At 63.9% G+C, this 16,973-nt stretch carries 11 protein-coding genes and 1 pseudogene; all 12 read left to right on the top strand.

Annotation, left to right across the window (positions count from 1 at the left end):
• The first annotated feature begins 136 nt into the window (after positions 1 to 136).
• The 12 genes and pseudogenes from DCM80_RS04100 to rpoC all read left to right on the top strand — a co-directional run bounded on the left by DCM80_RS04100 (position 137) and on the right by rpoC (position 16,948).
• Positions 137 to 724, top strand: a complete 588-nt coding sequence (locus DCM80_RS04100) for an SIS domain-containing protein (RefSeq protein ID WP_257180551.1) — start codon at positions 137 to 139, stop codon at positions 722 to 724.
• Positions 725 to 736: 12 nt separating this feature from the next.
• Entirely contained in the window at positions 737 to 1,756 is a 1,020-nt protein-coding gene (locus DCM80_RS04095; RefSeq protein ID WP_028137035.1) for a lysylphosphatidylglycerol synthase transmembrane domain-containing protein, read from the top strand.
• An 85-nt stretch (positions 1,757 to 1,841) separates the two neighbouring features.
• Positions 1,842 to 3,110 carry a class I SAM-dependent methyltransferase gene (locus DCM80_RS04090; protein ID WP_141934308.1) on the top strand — a complete coding sequence of 423 codons (1,269 nt, stop codon included), beginning with the start codon at positions 1,842 to 1,844 and terminating at the stop codon, positions 3,108 to 3,110.
• A 337-nt stretch (positions 3,111 to 3,447) separates the two neighbouring features.
• Positions 3,448 to 3,639: a preprotein translocase subunit SecE gene (secE, locus tag DCM80_RS04085; RefSeq protein ID WP_028137033.1), complete on the top strand. Its 192-nt coding sequence runs from the start codon at positions 3,448 to 3,450 to the stop codon at positions 3,637 to 3,639.
• The gene (nusG, locus tag DCM80_RS04080; protein WP_007602985.1) at positions 3,639 to 4,193 is read left to right on the top strand and encodes a transcription termination/antitermination protein NusG; all 555 of its coding nucleotides are present in this window, start codon (positions 3,639 to 3,641) and stop codon (positions 4,191 to 4,193) included. Before secE ends, nusG begins: the two co-directional genes overlap by 1 nt.
• A 131-nt stretch (positions 4,194 to 4,324) precedes the next feature.
• Positions 4,325 to 4,753 carry a 50S ribosomal protein L11 gene (rplK, locus tag DCM80_RS04075; protein ID WP_006611824.1) on the top strand — a complete coding sequence of 143 codons (429 nt, stop codon included), beginning with the start codon at positions 4,325 to 4,327 and terminating at the stop codon, positions 4,751 to 4,753.
• A gap of 6 nt (positions 4,754 to 4,759) precedes the next feature.
• On the top strand, positions 4,760 to 5,452 hold the full coding sequence (rplA, locus tag DCM80_RS04070) for a 50S ribosomal protein L1 (RefSeq protein ID WP_028137032.1): 693 nt from the start codon (positions 4,760 to 4,762) through the stop codon (positions 5,450 to 5,452).
• An 89-nt stretch (positions 5,453 to 5,541) separates the two neighbouring features.
• A pseudogene (locus DCM80_RS04065) lies at positions 5,542 to 6,494 on the top strand (2-hydroxyacid dehydrogenase).
• A gap of 587 nt (positions 6,495 to 7,081) precedes the next feature.
• Complete coding sequence (gene rplJ / locus DCM80_RS04060) at positions 7,082 to 7,600, top strand: 50S ribosomal protein L10 (RefSeq protein ID WP_025037001.1); 519 nt, start codon at positions 7,082 to 7,084, stop codon at positions 7,598 to 7,600.
• Between the two features lie 54 nt (positions 7,601 to 7,654).
• Positions 7,655 to 8,032, top strand: coding sequence for a 50S ribosomal protein L7/L12 (rplL, locus tag DCM80_RS04055; RefSeq protein WP_100177007.1), 378 nt, complete (start codon positions 7,655 to 7,657; stop codon positions 8,030 to 8,032).
• A gap of 471 nt (positions 8,033 to 8,503) precedes the next feature.
• Positions 8,504 to 12,622, top strand: a complete 4,119-nt coding sequence (rpoB, locus tag DCM80_RS04050; protein WP_028137029.1) for a DNA-directed RNA polymerase subunit beta — start codon at positions 8,504 to 8,506, stop codon at positions 12,620 to 12,622.
• 129 nt (positions 12,623 to 12,751) lie between these two features.
• Entirely contained in the window at positions 12,752 to 16,948 is a 4,197-nt protein-coding gene (gene rpoC / locus DCM80_RS04045) for a DNA-directed RNA polymerase subunit beta' (protein WP_126258100.1), read from the top strand.
• The last annotated feature ends 25 nt before the right edge of the window (positions 16,949 to 16,973 follow it).

The following is a 16,973-nucleotide window of genomic DNA, read 5'->3' as shown; positions in this document are numbered from 1 at the left end:
GAAACAGGCCGGCCAATGTTGAGTGAAACCCGAAAGCCGACTATCAGCCGCTCGCCGACTTTGCAAGCATTATACCTTTGCAATCCCTGGTGATAGCCGGTATCAGGGCATCATGTTGCAGTCGAGCCGCCAGCCCATGCCTGTCGAGTCCGTCGATCCCGATCACAAGGCTTTCCTCGTCGATTATGTCGGGCGCCTGCATCGCGCGACGGCTGTCGACGACGGCGTTTTTGCCAGCATCTCCGCCACCCGCGCCGTCTGGTTGCGCACGCGCGAGCAGGGCGGCCGCGTCATCTTCATCGGCAACGGCGGTTCGGCGGGCATCGCCTCGCATCTGGCGATCGACCTGGCGAAGAACGCAGCGGTGCCGGCGCTCTGCTTCAGCGACGCCAGCATGATGTCGTGCCTCGCCAACGATTACGGCTTCGAGGATTGGATCGCGCACGCCGTGCGATTGAGCGCGCGTGCCGGCGACTGCCTCGTCGCGATCAGCTCGTCCGGACGGTCGAAGAACATCCTCAACGCGGTTGCGCAGGCGCGGACAATGAAGCTCGACGTGATCACGCTGTCGGGAATGAATGCGGACAATCCCCTGCGCAATCTCGGCGACATCAATTTCTTTGTCGACAGCCGCAGCTACAACATCGTCGAGACGACGCACCAGTTCTGGATGATGGCCGCGATCGACCTTGTCATCGGTCGCGCGGAATATCCGGCATCCTGAGGCGGGCACTCGATGCAGTCGCGGTTCAAGCAGGCGGCCCTGTTTTCGGTAAAGCTGCTGCTGTCGATCGCGGTGCTGGTCTACATCGCGCGCGGTCTCGACCTGCAACAATTGCGCAGCCATCTTGTCTCGGTCGATCCTTTCCTGTTCGTTCTCGCGCTGACGCTGATTTTCTTCCAGACCTTCGTGCTCAATGGCCGGTGGGAGCTGATCATGCGTGCGCTCGGCGTCTCGCTGGATTGGCTCGCGGGTTGGCGCATCCTGATGATCAGCCTCTGGTTCAATCAGGTGTTGCCGTCGTCGGTCGGCGGGGACGCCGTGCGGATCTGGCTGCTGCGCCAGCGCGGCGTGCAGTGGCCGGAGGCGGTCAAGGGCGTCGCGGCTGATCGCTTCACGGCCCTGATCGGACTGATCGTGCTGATGGTCGCCGGATTGCCGTTCCTCACGTCACGCGTGTCCAATCCGGCCGCGATCCTCGCCATCGGCGGGCTGACGCTGGCGGGCGTCGCCGGCACTACTGTCCTGTTGACGCTCGATCGTCTGCCCAAGCGCCTCGTTGCGCATCCGGCGATCGCAAGCTTCGTCCGGTTCGGAGCACTGGTCAGGTTCCTTCTCCTGCAATCGAAGAGCCGCGCTTTGCTGTTCGGATCGGCGCTCCTCATCCATCTCGTGACCGCGGCGGCTTGCTACGCCTTGGCGCGCGGTGTCGGCGCCCAACTCTCGGTGACGGACGCCGGCGTCCTGATTCCGCCGGTGGTGCTGTTGACCGCGGTCCCGATCTCGATCAGCGGCTGGGGCGTTCGGGAGGGGGCGATGGTCGCCTGTCTCGGCCTGGCGGGCGTCCCTTCCGAGCAAGCGCTGTCGGTTTCGCTTCTGCTGGGCGCCATCAGCGTCATCATCGGGCTTGTCGGAGGTGTGATCTGGCTGGCAAGTCCGGAGCGCGGATCGTATTCCGCGGACAACGCTGCCAAGGCGGCGGCGGAGGCCCCCAGCTACGACGGGCTGGGCAGGGAAGTCTCGAGCCAGCCATGACCCACTTGAGACCATTGCTGCCGATGTGGTTTTCACGGGGTGGGATTGCCCCACCCGATCGCTTGTCTCAATTTTCGGTTCCACGATGAAAAATCTGTTCTACGTCCGCCAAACCTGCCGCCTCTGCCATTCGGACAAGCAGGAGCTGGTCGTCCCGATGGCCGGCATGCCGATCGGCACGCCGAACTTCCAGGTCCCCGACGCCAGCGTCGACGATCCCGTGTTCCGCGCCGCGGTGCCGATGGCACTGCATCTGTGCAGGGATTGCGGCCATCTGCAGATTCTCCATGTCGGCAATCCGGAGATCCAGTACCGCAACTACGTCTACACCACGTCGCTCTCGCTCGGCCTGCGCGAGCACTTCGCGGGCTATGCCAACGACGTCGTCAGCCGCTTCGCCATCGCGCCGGGCTCGCTGGTCGTCGAGCTCGGCAGCAACGACGGATCGCTGCTCGGCTTCTTCAAGGAACGCGGGATGCGGGTGCTCGGCGTCGATCCCGCCGTCGAGATCGCGCGGCGCGCGACGGAGGCGGGGATCGAGACCATCGGCGATTTCTTCACCGATGCGATCGGGCGTCGCATCCTGCAGAGCCACGGTGCGGCGAGCGTCGTGATCGCCAACAACATGATCGCCAATGTCGACAATCTCGATCCTCTGGTGATCGGCGTTCGCGATGTGCTCGCGCCGGACGGATTGTTCGTCTTCGAAACCCAATACGGCGTCGACGTCACCGAGAAGAACCTGCTCGACACCGTCTATCACGAGCACCTGTCGTATTTTAACATCAAGCCGCTGATCCGTTTCTTTGCCCGGCTCGGCATGGAGCTGATCGACGTCCAGCACATCTGGACCAAGGGCGGCTCGATCCGCGTGACCGTGCAGCGCGCCGGGGGCGCCAAGAAGCCGTCGGCGGAGGTCGCGCGCTTCGTTGCCGAGGAAGAGCGGCTCGGTGTCGACCAGCCGGCCTATTATGCGCCCTATGTGAAGAGGATCGCCGCCATCCGCGACGAGCTGGTCGCGATGGCCGACGCCGCCCATGCGCGCGGTCAGCTCGTCGCCGGCTACGGCGTCTCGGTCGGCACCACGACCCTGCTGCCGCAGTTCGGCCTGGAGAACAAGATCGACTTCCTGGTCGACGACGATCCCAAGAAGGGGAACGTGATGGCCGGCCCGGGTTACGACATCCCGATCCTGCCGCCTGCCGCGCTTTACGAGCGCAAGCCGGCGTTCGTGGTCGTCTTCGCCTGGCGCTATGTCGACCCGATCCGGGCCAAGCACGCCCGCTATTTCGCCGAAGGCGGAAAGTTCGTGGTGCCGCTGCCGGGCGTTTCGATGGTCGACCGGGCCGACTGATACGCTGCGGAAGCCCACGGTCTCGCCGTGCCGGGGCCGTGGCGGATTGGTGGGGGCGGACAAGCCTTTGATCCGGCTTGGCTCTGCTCTCCCGCCTGGGGCGATCGGCTCGCCCGGGCAGCGGCCTCTGTACCTTGACCTTTGGGCCTATCCGCAGTAGATACCCCGCACTCGCAGCCGGCCCGTTAGACGCGGATCTCCGGCGCGGCTTTGAAATCCCCGAACAATCGAGCCCGGTTTCCGGCTCATCCTTCGAGACAGAGGGCTGGGCAAACGGCGGCTGTTCGGATCCCTGAAATTCATTCGCGTCTGTCGACGGACGTTGGACATCAAAACGATGGCAGTCAGCCCGTTCAAGTTCTTGCAGGAAGTGCGCTCGGAGACCGCCAAGGTCACCTGGCCGACCCGCCGCGAGACCACCATCACCACCATCATGGTGTTCGTCATGGTCGCCGTGGCCTCGATCTTCTTCTTCGCCGCCGACCAGGTCATCCGCGTTCTCATCACCTTCCTTCTGGGCATTCAATGATGGCAACAGCAACCGCTCAACTGTCCGACAAGCGCTGGTACATCGTCCACGCCTATTCGAACTTCGAGAAGAAGGTCGCCGAATCGATCCGCGAGCAGGCCAAGCAGCGCGGGCTCGAGGAACTGTTCGAACTGGTTCTGGTGCCGACCGAGAAGGTCACGGAAGTGCGCCGCGGCCGCAAGATCGACGCCGAGCGCAAGTTCTTCCCCGGTTACGTGCTGGTGAAGATGAAGCTGACCGACGAGGCGTTTCATCTGATCAAGAACACGCCGAAGGTCACCGGCTTCCTCGGTGCGGAAAACAAGCCGATGCCGATCTCGGAGGCCGAAGCCATGCGCATCCTGCACCAGGTGCAGGAGGGCGTGGAGCGGCCCAAGGCGTCGGTGTCGTTCGAGATCGGCGAGAATGTGCGCGTGGCCGATGGCCCGTTCGCCTCGTTCTCGGGCGTCGTCGAGGAAATCGACGAGGCGCGCTCGCGCGTGAAGGTCGCGGTGTCGATCTTCGGTCGCGCAACGCCGGTCGAACTGGAATTCGGTCAGGTCGAGAAGGTCTGACCGGGTACTGCGCGAGACTTCGGTCTTGCGCAGCAAGAGGCGTGGGAGGACGAGGGCGGTTGCCAGCCGCCGTTGATCCCGACCACGAACCTGAAACCGCCGGCGGCACGCCGGCACAACAGGAGTGATACATGGCAAAGAAAGTGACCGGATACCTGAAGCTTCAGGTCCCGGCCGGTGCGGCGAATCCTTCGCCCCCGATCGGTCCCGCGCTCGGTCAGCGCGGTCTCAACATCATGGAGTTCTGCAAGGCGTTCAACGCCCAGACCCAGAAGGAAGAGAAGAACACCCCGATTCCCGTGGTGATCACGATCTACGCCGATCGTTCGTTCACCTTCGAGATGAAGACGCCCCCGATGTCGTTCTTCCTCAAGCAGGCCGCCAAGATCCAGTCCGGCTCGAAGGCGCCGGGCCGCGACAAGGCCGGCAAGGTGACCAAGGCGCAGGTGCGCGAGATCGCCGAGAAGAAGATGAAGGATCTCAATTGCGATTCCATCGAATCGGCCATGAAGATGGTCGAGGGCTCCGCCCGTTCGATGGGCCTGGAAGTTGCGGGGTAAGCGGTCATGGCAATCGGAAAGCGTTTGAACAAAGCCCGCGAAGGTGTTGACCGCGAAAAGCTTTACCCGCTCGCGGACGCCATCAAGATGGTCAAGGAGCGCGCGAAAGCGAAGTTCGACGAGACCATCGAGATCGCGATCAACCTCGGCGTCGATCCGCGTCACGCCGACCAGATGGTCCGCGGCGTCGTGACCCTGCCGAACGGCACCGGCCGTACGCTCCGCGTCGGCGTGTTCGCCCGCGGCGCCAAGGCCGATGAGGCCAAGGCCGCGGGTGCCGACGTCGTCGGCGCCGAAGACCTGGTCGAGAAGGTGCAGAACGGCTCGATCGATTTCGACCGCTGCATCGCCACCCCCGACATGATGCCGCTGGTCGGCCGTCTCGGTAAGGTGCTCGGCCCGCGCGGCCTGATGCCGAACCCGAAGATCGGCACCGTGACCATGGACGTCACCGGCGCGGTGAAGGGTGCCAAGGGCGGCTCGGTCGAGTTCCGGGTCGAGAAGGCCGGCATCCTTCAGGCCGGCGTCGGCAAGGCCTCGTTCTCCGAGGAAAAGCTGGTCGAGAACATCAAGGCCCTGGCTGACGCCGTCTCCAAGGCCAAACCGGCCGGCTCCAAGGGCACCTACATCCAGCGCGTTGCAGTGTCCTCGACGATGGGCCCCGGCGTGAAGGTCGAGCCGGGCACCATCCTCGGCTAAGCCTGAAAATTGCATGAGGCGAGGGGCGGAATTGGGCAACCGATTCCGCCCCTCGTCGTTCGTGGCGGCGCTCACTGGAAGCAACAACAATGGCTGACAAGGTCCTGATCTATTCGCGCTTTCCCAAGACGATGATGACGCGCTTCGCCGAGCGCTTCGAGCTGCTCGACACCGGCGGCAAGCCCGCGCGAGAGGTGTTTCCGGCCGAGGAACTCGGCGGCATCCGCGCGCTGCTGACCGCCGGCAGCTCGCTGCTCGGCGCGGAGGCGATGGACCTGTTCCCCAAGCTCGGGGCCATCGTCTGCTACGGCACCGGCTATGACGGCGTCGACCTGAAGGCGGCCGCCGCCCGCAACATTGCGGTCGGCCACAGTCCCGGCGCCAACGCGGCCTCGGTCGCCGATATCGCGATGACCCTGATGCTCGCGGCGACGCGTCGGATCCTGTCGCCGACCAATATGTCCGCAGCGGCGACTGGGCCGCCTCGAAGCCGTCGCCAATGATGCGGCCACAGGCCGGCATGCCTGGCCGCCGCATCGGCGTCTACGGCATGGGCGAAATCGGCCGCAAGATCGCCGCGCGCTGCGCGGCTTTCGAGAGCGACGTCGGCTATTTCAGCCGCACCCGATACGATCTGCCCTATCGATATTTCCCGTCGCTGGAGGCGCTGGCCGACTGGTGCAGCGTGCTGATGATCGCGGTCCGGGCAGGGGCCGAGACCGAGCACGTCGTCAACGCCGACATCCTGAAGCGGCTCGGGGCGGACGGCTATGTCGTCAACATCTCCCGCGGCTCGGTGATCGATCAGGAGGCGCTAGTGGCGGCACTCACCGACAAGACCATCGCCGGCGCCGGCCTCGACGTGTTCGAGAAGGAACCGCACGCCCCCGACGCGTTGACCGCGCTGCCGAACGTGGTGTTCGCTCCCCATGTCGGCGGCCACACCCTCGAATCGCACGTTGCCATGCAGAATTGCGTGCTGGCGAACCTGACCGCGTTCTTCGCGGGCAAGCCGCTGCCTTACGCGGTCAAAGCGGCCTGAATCGGCCCTTACCGGCCCGCCCTAAGCCTATCCGGCAACGGATTGGAACTGGTGTGAATTTTGCTCTTGGCAAGCAAGCCCGGAGCGGTTAAAGAACCGCCTCCGGACGTGCCGGCCTCGGCTGGCGCGTTCGTGCACGCATTCCGAAAACCCGACACGACAGGAGATCATTCCTTTTCAGGACGTCCGTGAGGATTTGCCCGAAAAGGAAGGAGAGCCCGTCTGTTGGTGGAATGTGGGCAGGGGTCGGGCGGTTCGCCGACTGACCCTGTCCTGTCCAAGACTGCAGGCGCCTGCGGGAAACTCCGATTTCTCAATGGCTTAATCGCATGGCCTGCATAGACGGGTGAAGACCGGATTTCACTTCGCATCCAGCTTCAAAGGCTGGTCGCGAAACGGGTCTGGTTCGGACCTCGACACGCCGTGGGCGCCCTCAGGTGCTCCCGGAGGGCAGGCTTTGAATTGTCGTCTCGCCCGGCGCGTGTCCGAAGGGGATTTTGGCCCCGAGGTTCAGGTTTTGGGTGGGACGATGGGTGCAACCCGGCGGTCCCGCTTTCGCGATGACCGCCAACCGGAGAGAGCTTGCTGTGGAACGAGCGGCAAAAAAAGAGGCGGTCGAACAGCTCAATGAGGTCTTCAAGACCACGAGCGTCGCGGTCGTTGCTCAATATTCCGGCCTCACCGTCGCCCAGATGCAGAAGCTGCGCCAGCAGATGAAGCAGGCGGGTGCCGCGGTGAAGGTCTCGAAGAACCGTCTCGCCAAAATTGCTCTTGAAGGCACTGACGTCGTTGCCATCGGCCCCATGCTGAAGGGACCGACCGTGATCGCCACTTCGAACGATCCGGTAGCGGCGCCAAAGGTCGCCATCGAATTCGCCAAGGCGAACGAAAAGTTCGTCATCGTCGGCGGCTCGATGGGGAAGACCGTCCTGAATGTCGACGGCGTGAAGGCCCTTGCCTCGCTGCCGTCGCTTGATGAACTGCGCGGCAAGATCGTCGGCCTCATCGTGGCCCCGGCGACCAAGCTGGCTCAGCTCGCCAATGCGCCCGCGGGCAAGCTCGCGCGCGTCATCCAGGCTCATGCCTCAAAGGGCGAAGCGGCCTGACGCCCTTCGCAAAACTCAAACCCGAACCAGACTTACAGTTAAGGAAACTGAACAATGGCTGACTTGCAGAAGATCGTTGACGACCTCTCGAGCCTCACCGTGCTCGAAGCTGCTGAACTGGCGAAGCTCCTCGAAGAGAAGTGGGGCGTTTCGGCTGCCGCGGCCGTCGCCGTGGCCGGCCCGGCTGGCGGTGGCGCTGCTGCCGCCCCGGCGGAAGAGAAGACCGAGTTCACGGTCGTTCTCGCCAGCGCCGGCGACAAGAAGATCGAGGTCATCAAGGAAGTCCGCGCCATCACCGGTCTCGGCCTGAAGGAAGCAAAGGACCTCGTCGAGGGTGCTCCGAAGCCGCTGAAGGAAGGCGTGAACAAGGAAGAAGCCGACAAGATCAAGGCCCAGCTCGAGAAGGCTGGCGCCAAGGTCGAGCTCAAGTAAGCACTGCTTACTGGCGGGATCCCGGGCGCGCGTCCGGGATCCTGGCCCGTCCTCGGATGGCGGGCCGGATGCAAAAGGCGTGCGACGGAACGTTCCGACGCGGGCCGAACACGAAAAAGTGTGGGGATTTGCGGGCTTGACCCTCGAATCTGCACTATTGTCGCCCCATATCGGGTCGGCAGCACGAAGGCGCGGTGGGCAGGGATGCCGGATTTCCCTGTAAGCCGTTGGGAGAGCAGGCTATTTCGGGCTTTTGCAGTCCGTGAACACGATCGTTGTGACGGGCGGGCGCGCAGCAGCGCCCCGCGCGTCGTTTTGCGTTTTGAAGGTCTGAAGAACAGATTCAGGACATTCTCGCCTGAACCTGAGTCTGCGGCCCCCAAAACGGGTTCGAAAATTCAACCCGGGGAGCGGTGGCAGCCGCGTCCTGGACGGCGCGCCCAGATCGGGCGACGAAAATGAGAGGCCACGATGGCGCAGCAGACATTCACCGGTCGCAAACGCGTTCGCAAGTTCTTCGGACACATCAAGGAAGTGGCCGAGATGCCGAACCTCATCGAGGTTCAGAAGGCGTCCTATGACCAGTTCCTGATGGTCGACGAACCCCAGGGCGGCCGTCTCGACGAGGGTCTGCAGGCGGTGTTCCGCTCGGTGTTTCCGATCTCCGATTTCTCGGGCACCTCGATGCTGGAATTCGTCCGCTACGAGTTCGAGCAGCCGAAATACGACGTCGACGAGTGCCGTCAGCGCGGCATGACCTTCGCGGCTCCCCTCAAGGTGACGCTGCGCCTCATCGTGTTCGATATCGACGAGGAAACCGGCGCGAAGTCGGTGAAGGACATCAAGGAGCAGGACGTCTACATGGGCGACATCCCGCTCATGACGATGAACGGCACCTTCATCGTCAACGGCACCGAGCGCGTCATCGTCTCGCAGATGCACCGCTCGCCCGGCGTGTTCTTCGACCACGACAAGGGCAAGACCCATTCCTCGGGCAAGCTGCTGTTCGCCGCCCGCGTGATCCCGTATCGCGGCTCCTGGCTCGACATCGAGTTCGACGCCAAGGACATCGTCTATGCGCGTATCGACCGTCGCCGCAAGATTCCGGTGACGTCGCTGATGTTCGCCCTCGGCCTCGACGGCGAGGCGATTCTGTCCACGTTCTACAAGAAGATCCTCTACAAGCGGACCAAGGAAGGCTGGCGCGTTCCGTTCGACGCCAACCGTTTCCGCGGCTACTCGACCGTCAACGACCTGATCGATGCCGACACCGGCAAGGTCGTGCTCGAGGCCGGCAAGAAGCTCACCGTCCGTGCCGCCCGCCAGCTCCAGGAGAAGGGGCTGAAGGCGCTGCGCATGTCCGACGAGGAGCTGGTCGGCAACTACGTCGCCGAGGACCTCGTCAATCCGAAGACGGGCGAAATTCACGCCGAAGCCGGTGAGGAGATCACCGACAAGCTGATGAAGTCGCTCAACGAGCAGGGCTACAAGGAGCTGCCGCTGCTCGACATCGACCACGTCAATGTCGGCCCCTATATCCGCAACACGCTCTCGGCCGACAAGAACATGACGCGCGAGGACGCGCTGTTCGACATCTACCGCGTGATGCGTCCGGGCGAGCCGCCGACGCTGGATTCGGCGCAGGCCATGTTCCAGTCGCTGTTCTTCGACGCCGAACGCTACGACCTTTCCGCGGTCGGCCGCGTCAAGATGAACATGCGCCTCGACCTCGATGCGCCGGACACCCAGCGCACGCTGCGCAAGGAAGACATCCTCTCCGTCATCAAGACGCTGGTGGATTTGCGCGACGGCAAGGGCGAGATCGACGACATCGACCATCTCGGCAACCGCCGCGTGCGCTCGGTCGGCGAGCTCATGGAGAACCAGTACCGCATCGGCCTGTTGCGTATGGAGCGCGCGATCAAGGAGCGCATGTCCTCGGTCGACATCGACACGGTCATGCCGCAGGACCTGATCAACGCCAAGCCGGCGGCTGCCGCCGTGCGCGAGTTCTTCGGCTCCTCGCAGCTCTCGCAGTTCATGGACCAGACCAACCCGCTCAGCGAGATCACCCACAAGCGCCGCCTGTCGGCGCTTGGACCGGGCGGTCTGACCCGCGAGCGCGCCGGCTTCGAGGTGCGCGACGTGCATCCGACGCATTACGGCCGCATCTGCCCGATCGAGACGCCGGAAGGCCCGAACATCGGCCTGATCAACTCGCTCGCGACCTTCGCGCGCGTGAACAAGTACGGCTTCGTCGAGACGCCGTACCGCAAGGTCAAGGACGGCCGCGTCACCGACGAGGTCGTGTACCTGTCCGCGATGGAAGAGGGCCGCTACACGGTCGCGCAGGCCAACGTGCCGCTCGACCCGAAGGGCCGCTTCACCGAAGACCTCGTGGTCTGCCGTCATGCCGGCGAAGTCTTGCCGGTGACGCCGGACAAGGTCGACTACATGGACGTGTCGCCGAAGCAGCTGGTTTCGGTCGCTGCGGCGCTGATCCCGTTCCTCGAGAACGACGACGCCAACCGCGCGCTGATGGGCTCGAACATGCAGCGCCAGGCGGTGCCGCTGGTTCGCGCCGAGGCGCCGTTCGTCGGCACCGGCATGGAAGGCGTGGTTGCGCGCGACTCGGGTGCTGCGATCGCGGCGCGCCGTTCGGGCGTGATCGATCAGATCGACGCGACCCGCGTCGTCATCCGCGCCACGGAAGATCTCGATCCGACCAAGTCGGGCGTCGATATCTACCGCCTGATGAAGTACCAGCGCTCCAACCAGTCGACCTGCATCAACCAGCGTCCGCTGGTGAAGGTCGGCGACATCGTCAAGAAGGGCGACATCATCGCCGACGGTCCGTCGACCGATCTCGGTGAACTCGCTCTGGGGCGCAACGTGCTCGTCGCGTTCATGCCGTGGAACGGCTACAACTTCGAAGACTCGATCCTGCTCTCCGAGCGGATCGTGAAGGAAGACGTCTTCACCTCGATCCACATCGAGGAGTTCGAGGTGATGGCCCGCGACACCAAGCTCGGGCCCGAGGAAATCACCCGCGACATTCCGAACGTTTCGGAAGAAGCGCTGAAGAACCTCGACGAAGCCGGTATCGTCTACATCGGTGCGGAAGTGCGCGCCGGCGACATCCTGGTCGGCAAGATCACGCCGAAGGGCGAAAGCCCGATGACGCCGGAAGAGAAGCTGCTGCGCGCCATCTTCGGCGAGAAGGCCTCCGACGTTCGCGACACCTCGCTGCGCGTTCCTCCGGGCGTGCAGGGCACGATCGTGGAAGTGCGCGTGTTCAACCGTCACGGCGTCGACAAGGACGAGCGTGCGCTGGCGATCGAGCGGGAAGAGATCGAGCGTCTGGCCAAGGACCGCGACGACGAGCAGGCGATCCTGGACCGCAACGTCTACAACCGTCTTGCCGAGCTGCTCGAAGGGCGGCAGGGCATCGCCGGTCCCAAGGGCTTCAAGAAGGACACCAAGATCACCCGCGCGGTGCTCGAGGAGTACCCGAAGTCGCAGTGGTGGCTGTTCGCATCGCCGAACGACAAGCTGATGGCCGAGATCGAGGCCATGCGGAAGCAGTACGACGAGTCGAAGAAGGGGCTCGAACAGCGCTTCCTCGACAAGGTCGAGAAGCTTCAGCGCGGCGACGAATTGCCGCCCGGCGTGATGAAGATGGTCAAGGTCTTCGTCGCGGTGAAGCGCAAGATCCAGCCCGGCGACAAGATGGCCGGCCGCCACGGCAACAAGGGCGTGGTGTCGAAGATCGTGCCGATCGAAGACATGCCGTTCCTCGAAGACGGCACGCATGCCGACATCGTGCTCAATCCGCTCGGCGTGCCTTCGCGCATGAACGTCGGACAGATCCTCGAGACCCATCTCGGCTGGGCCTGCGCCGGCCTCGGCAAGCGGATCGGCCAGACGGTCGATGCGTACCTGTCGAAGCAGGACATCAAGCCGCTGAAGGAGACCTTGAAGAAGGTCTACGGCGACGACGAGACGATCAAGTCGCTCAACGACAATGAGCTGATCGAGCTCGGCCACAATCTGAGCCGCGGCGTGCCGATCGCGACGCCGGTGTTCGACGGCGCCAAGGAAGCCGACATCGAGGAGATGCTGAAGCTTGCCGGTCTCGACGCCTCTGGCCAGTCGACCGTCTATGATGGCCGCACCGGCGATCCGTTCGATCGCAAGGTGACGGTGGGCTACATCTACATGCTCAAGCTGCACCATCTGGTCGACGACAAGATCCACGCGCGTTCGATCGGTCCGTACTCGCTCGTCACCCAGCAGCCGCTGGGCGGTAAGGCGCAGTTCGGCGGCCAGCGCTTCGGCGAAATGGAGGTGTGGGCGCTCGAGGCTTATGGCGCGGCGTACACGCTCCAGGAGATGCTGACGGTGAAGTCGGACGACGTCGCCGGCCGTACCAAGGTCTACGAGGCGATCGTGCGCGGCGACGACACGTTCGAGGCCGGTATTCCGGAATCGTTCAACGTGCTGGTCAAGGAAATGCGCTCGCTCGGCCTCAACGTCGACCTGCACAACTCCAAGGTGGGACCGGCGCCGACGTCGGAAGCGGCCGAGTAATTCGACCTGTCATGCCCGGCCTTTGCGGCCGGGCACCGGCGCCCCGCCCGAGGCCTTGAGGGCAGGGCGCCTGCTTGAAGTGATTTTCGAATTTGCGGCCGGAGGCGACCGGCACGCGAGGAGAAGACGATGAACCAAGAAATTATGAATCTCTTCAACCCGACGACGCCGGCTCAGGTCTTCGACCAGATCCGGATCTCGATCGCGTCTCCAGAGAAGATTCTGTCCTGGTCCTACGGCGAGATCAAGAAGCCGGAGACCATCAACTACCGCACCTTCAAGCCCGAGCGCGACGGCCTGTTCTGCGCCCGCATCTTCGGGCCGATCAAGGACTACGAGTGCTTGTGCGGCAAGTACAAGCGCATGAAGTACAAGGGCATCATCTGCGAGAAGTGCTCGGTCGAGGTCACGCTGTCGCGCGTCCGGCGCGAGCGCATGGGCCATATCGAGCTCGCAGCCCCGGTCGCCCACATCTGGTTCCTGAAGTCGCTGCCCTCGCGCATCGGCCTTCTGCTGGACATGACGCTGAAGGATCTCGAGCGGATCCTCTACTTCGAATATTACGTCGTGCTCGAGCCGGGTCTGACCGCGCTCAAGGACCGTCAGTTGCTGTCGGAAGACGAGTATCTGAAGGCGCAGGACGAATACGGCCAGGACAGCTTCACCGCCATGATCGGCGCCGAAGCGATCCGCGAGCTGCTCAAGGGCATGGACCTCGAGAAGCTGGAGGCTTCGCTCCGCGTCGAGATGCAGGAGACCGACTCCGACATCAAGCACAAGAAGCTCGCCAAGCGCCTCAAGATCGTGGAAGCGTTCCGCCACTCCGGCAACAAGCCGGAATGGATGATCATGACCGTGGTCCCGGTGATTCCGCCGGACCTGCGTCCGCTGGTGCCGCTGGACGGCGGCCGCTTCGCGACCTCGGACCTCAACGACCTCTATCGCCGCGTCATCAACCGCAACAACCGCTTGAAGCGGCTGATGGAGTTGCGCGCGCCCGACATCATCATCCGCAACGAGAAGCGCATGCTTCAGGAAGCGGTCGATGCGCTGTTCGACAACGGCCGCCGCGGCCGCGTCATCACGGGTGCCAACAAGCGCCCGCTGAAGTCGCTCGCCGACATGCTCAAGGGCAAGCAGGGCCGTTTCCGCCAGAACCTGCTCGGCAAGCGCGTCGACTATTCGGGCCGTTCGGTGATCGTGGTCGGTCCCGAGCTGCGCCTGCATCAGTGCGGCCTGCCGAAGAAGATGGCGCTCGAGCTGTTCAAGCCGTTCATCTATTCGCGGCTCGACGCCAAGGGCCTGTCCACCACGGTGAAGCAGGCCAAGAAGCTGGTCGAGAAGGAGCGGCCCGAGGTCTGGGACATCCTGGATGAGGTGATCCGCGAGCATCCGGTGCTGCTCAACCGCGCGCCGACGCTGCATCGCCTCGGCATCCAGGCGTTCGAGCCCGTGCTGATCGAGGGCAAGGCGATCCAGCTTCACCCGCTGGTCTGCTCGGCGTTCAACGCCGACTTCGACGGCGACCAGATGGCCGTGCACGTTCCGCTGTCGCTCGAAGCGCAGCTGGAAGCGCGCGTCCTGATGATGTCGACCAACAACATCCTGCATCCGGCCAACGGTCAGCCGATCATCGTGCCGTCGCAGGACATCGTGCTCGGTCTCTACTACGTTTCGATCATGCGCGAGGGTCTGCCCGGCGAGGGCAAGATCTTCGGCGACATGGCCGAGCTCGAGCACGCCCTGCACGCGAAGGTCATCCACCTCCACACCAAGATCAAGTACCGGTGGCAGGGCATGGACGAGACCGGCAAGGTCTCGACGCGCTGGATCGAGACCACCGCCGGCCGCGTCATGCTCGGCAACCTGCTGCCGAAGAACCCGCGGATTTCGTACGAGATCATCAACAAGCTGATGACCAAGCGCGAGATCTCGGGCGTGATCGACCAGGTCTACCGTCACTGCGGTCAGAAGGAGACGGTGATCTTCTGCGACCGCATCATGGCGCTCGGCTTCTACAACGCGTTCAAGGCCGGTATCTCGTTCGGCAAGGACGACATGGTCGTGCCGCACGGCAAGTGGAAGATCGTCGACACCACCCGTACGCTGGCGAAGGACTTCGAGCAGCAGTACAACGACGGTCTGATCACCCACGGCGAGAAGTACAACAAGGTCGTCGACGCCTGGTCGAAGGCCACCGAAGAAATCGCCAAGGCGATGATGAAGGAGATCTCCTCGACCAAGAAGACGGCGAGCGGGGCCGATGCCGACATCAACTCGATCTACATGATGGCTCATTCCGGTGCCCGCGGTTCGCCGGCCCAGATGCGCCAGCTCGCCGGCATGCGCGGCCTGATGGCCAAGCCGTCGGGCGAGATCATCGAGACGCCGATCATCTCGAACTTCAAGGAAGGCCTCTCGGTGCTCGAGTACTTCAACTCGACCCACGGCGCCCGCAAGGGTCTCGCGGACACCGCGTTGAAGACCGCCAACTCCGGCTACCTGACCCGTCGTCTGGTCGACGTCGCGCAGGACTGCATCATCACGCAGAGCGACTGCGGCACCAAGCTCGGCATCAAGATGCGCGCCATCGTCGATGCCGGCACCGTGGTCGCTTCGCTGGGCTCGCGCATCCTCGGACGCACGGCCTGCGAAGACATCCGTGACAGTTCCGGCAAGGTGATCATCAAGCGCGACACGCTGATGGAGGAGAGCCATCTGGACGCCATCCAGCAGGGTGGCGTGCAGGAGGTGAAGATCCGCTCGGCGCTGACCTGCGAGCTCGTCAACGGCATCTGCGGCAAGTGCTACGGCCGCGACCTCGCCCGCGGCACGCCGGTCAACCACGGCGAAGCCGTCGGCGTCATCGCGGCGCAGTCGATCGGCGAGCCGGGCACCCAGCTGACCATGCGCACCTTCCACATCGGCGGTGCGGCGCAGCTGAACGAGCAGTCCTTCGTCGAAGCCAACTTCGACGGCAAGATCGTGATCAGGAACAAGGCCATCGCCCGCAACAGCGAAGGGCACCTGATCGCGATGGTGCGCAACATGGTGGTGGCGATCGTCGATGCCGACGGCACCGAGCGTGCGACGCACCGCGTCCAGTACGGCTCGCGCCTGCACGTCGACGAGGGCGACATGGTCAAGCGCGGCCAGCGCATCGTCGAGTGGGATCCCTATACCCGTCCGCTGCTCACCGAAGTCGAAGGTACCATCGGCTTCGAGGATCTGGTCGAGGGGCAGTCGATCTCGGAAACGCTCGACGAGGCCACCGGTATCGCCAAGCGCGTGGTCATCGACTGGCGCTCGACCCGCGGCGGCTCGGACCTGCGTCCGGCCATCGTGGTCAAGGGCAAGGACGGCAAGGTGCTCAAGCTCGCCCGTGGCGGCGATGCCCGCTACATGCTGTCGGTCGACGCCATTCTCTCGGTCGACGTCGGAGCCAAGGTCAATCCGGGCGACATCCTCGCCCGTGTCTCGACCGAAAGCGCCAAGACGCGTGACATCACCGGCGGTCTGCCGCGGGTGGCGGAGCTGTTCGAGGCACGGCGTCCGAAGGATGCGGCGATCATCGCCGAGATCGCGGGCACCATCCGGTTCGGGCGCGACTACAAGAACAAGCGCCGCATCTCGATCGAGCCGATGGACAAGACCGACGAGCCGCGCGAGTACCTGATCCCGAAGGGCAAGCACATCCATCTTCAGGACGGCGACGTCGTCGAAAAGGGCGACTTCATCGTCGAAGGCAACCCGGCGCCGCACGACATTCTCGCGGTCAAGGGCATCGAGGAACTCGCGGCCTATCTGGTCAACGAGATCCAGGAGGTCTACCGGCTCCAGGGCGTGCTCATCAACGACAAGCACATCGAGGTGATTGTCCGTCAGATGCTCCAGAAGGTGGAAGTCACCGACCAGGGCGATACGGACATGATCTCGGGCGAGCAGGTCGACAAGATCGAGTTCGACGCCTTGAACGAGAAGGCCAAGGAAGAGGGCAAGAAGCCCGCCACCGGAACGCCGGTTCTGCTCGGCATCACCAAGGCGAGCCTGCAGACCCGTTCGTTCTTCTCGGCGGCCTCGTTCCAGGAGACCACCCGCGTCCTCACGGAAGCGGCGGTCAACGGCAAGGTCGATCCGCTCGAAGGTCTCAAGGAGAACGTCATCGTCGGCCGGCTGATTCCGGCTGGCACCGGCGCCTCCATGGCCAAGATCCGCGAAGTCGCCATGAAGCGCGACAAGCTGATCCTGGACGAGCGCGAGAAGCAGGCGGCGGTCGTGTCGCCCGCGCCGGAAGCGGAGCTTCCCGCGCTGCCGCCCGCGGAATGATCGTTCATCCGTAGGACTACTGAGA

It is taken from the genome of Bradyrhizobium sp. WBOS08 (assembly GCF_024585125.1).
GTDB classification, from domain to species: Bacteria; Pseudomonadota; Alphaproteobacteria; order Rhizobiales; family Xanthobacteraceae; genus Bradyrhizobium; species Bradyrhizobium japonicum_B.
This window is presented reverse-complemented; position numbering and strand designations above follow the sequence as displayed.

What these genes read in the sequence shown, in the direction of transcription:
- DCM80_RS04100 (WP_257180551.1), top strand. Translation starts at nt 137, where the DNA reads ATGCCTGTCGAGTCCGTCGATCCCGATCACAAGGCTTTCCTCGTCGAT.
- DCM80_RS04095 (WP_028137035.1), top strand. Translation starts at nt 737, where the DNA reads ATGCAGTCGCGGTTCAAGCAGGCGGCCCTGTTTTCGGTAAAGCTGCTG.
- DCM80_RS04090 (WP_141934308.1), top strand. Translation starts at nt 1,842, where the DNA reads ATGAAAAATCTGTTCTACGTCCGCCAAACCTGCCGCCTCTGCCATTCG.
- secE (WP_028137033.1), top strand. Translation starts at nt 3,448, where the DNA reads ATGGCAGTCAGCCCGTTCAAGTTCTTGCAGGAAGTGCGCTCGGAGACC.
- nusG (WP_007602985.1), top strand. Translation starts at nt 3,639, where the DNA reads ATGGCAACAGCAACCGCTCAACTGTCCGACAAGCGCTGGTACATCGTC.
- rplK (WP_006611824.1), top strand. Translation starts at nt 4,325, where the DNA reads ATGGCAAAGAAAGTGACCGGATACCTGAAGCTTCAGGTCCCGGCCGGT.
- rplA (WP_028137032.1), top strand. Translation starts at nt 4,760, where the DNA reads ATGGCAATCGGAAAGCGTTTGAACAAAGCCCGCGAAGGTGTTGACCGC.
- rplL (WP_100177007.1), top strand. Translation starts at nt 7,655, where the DNA reads ATGGCTGACTTGCAGAAGATCGTTGACGACCTCTCGAGCCTCACCGTG.
- rpoB (WP_028137029.1), top strand. Translation starts at nt 8,504, where the DNA reads ATGGCGCAGCAGACATTCACCGGTCGCAAACGCGTTCGCAAGTTCTTC.
- rpoC (WP_126258100.1), top strand. Translation starts at nt 12,752, where the DNA reads ATGAACCAAGAAATTATGAATCTCTTCAACCCGACGACGCCGGCTCAG.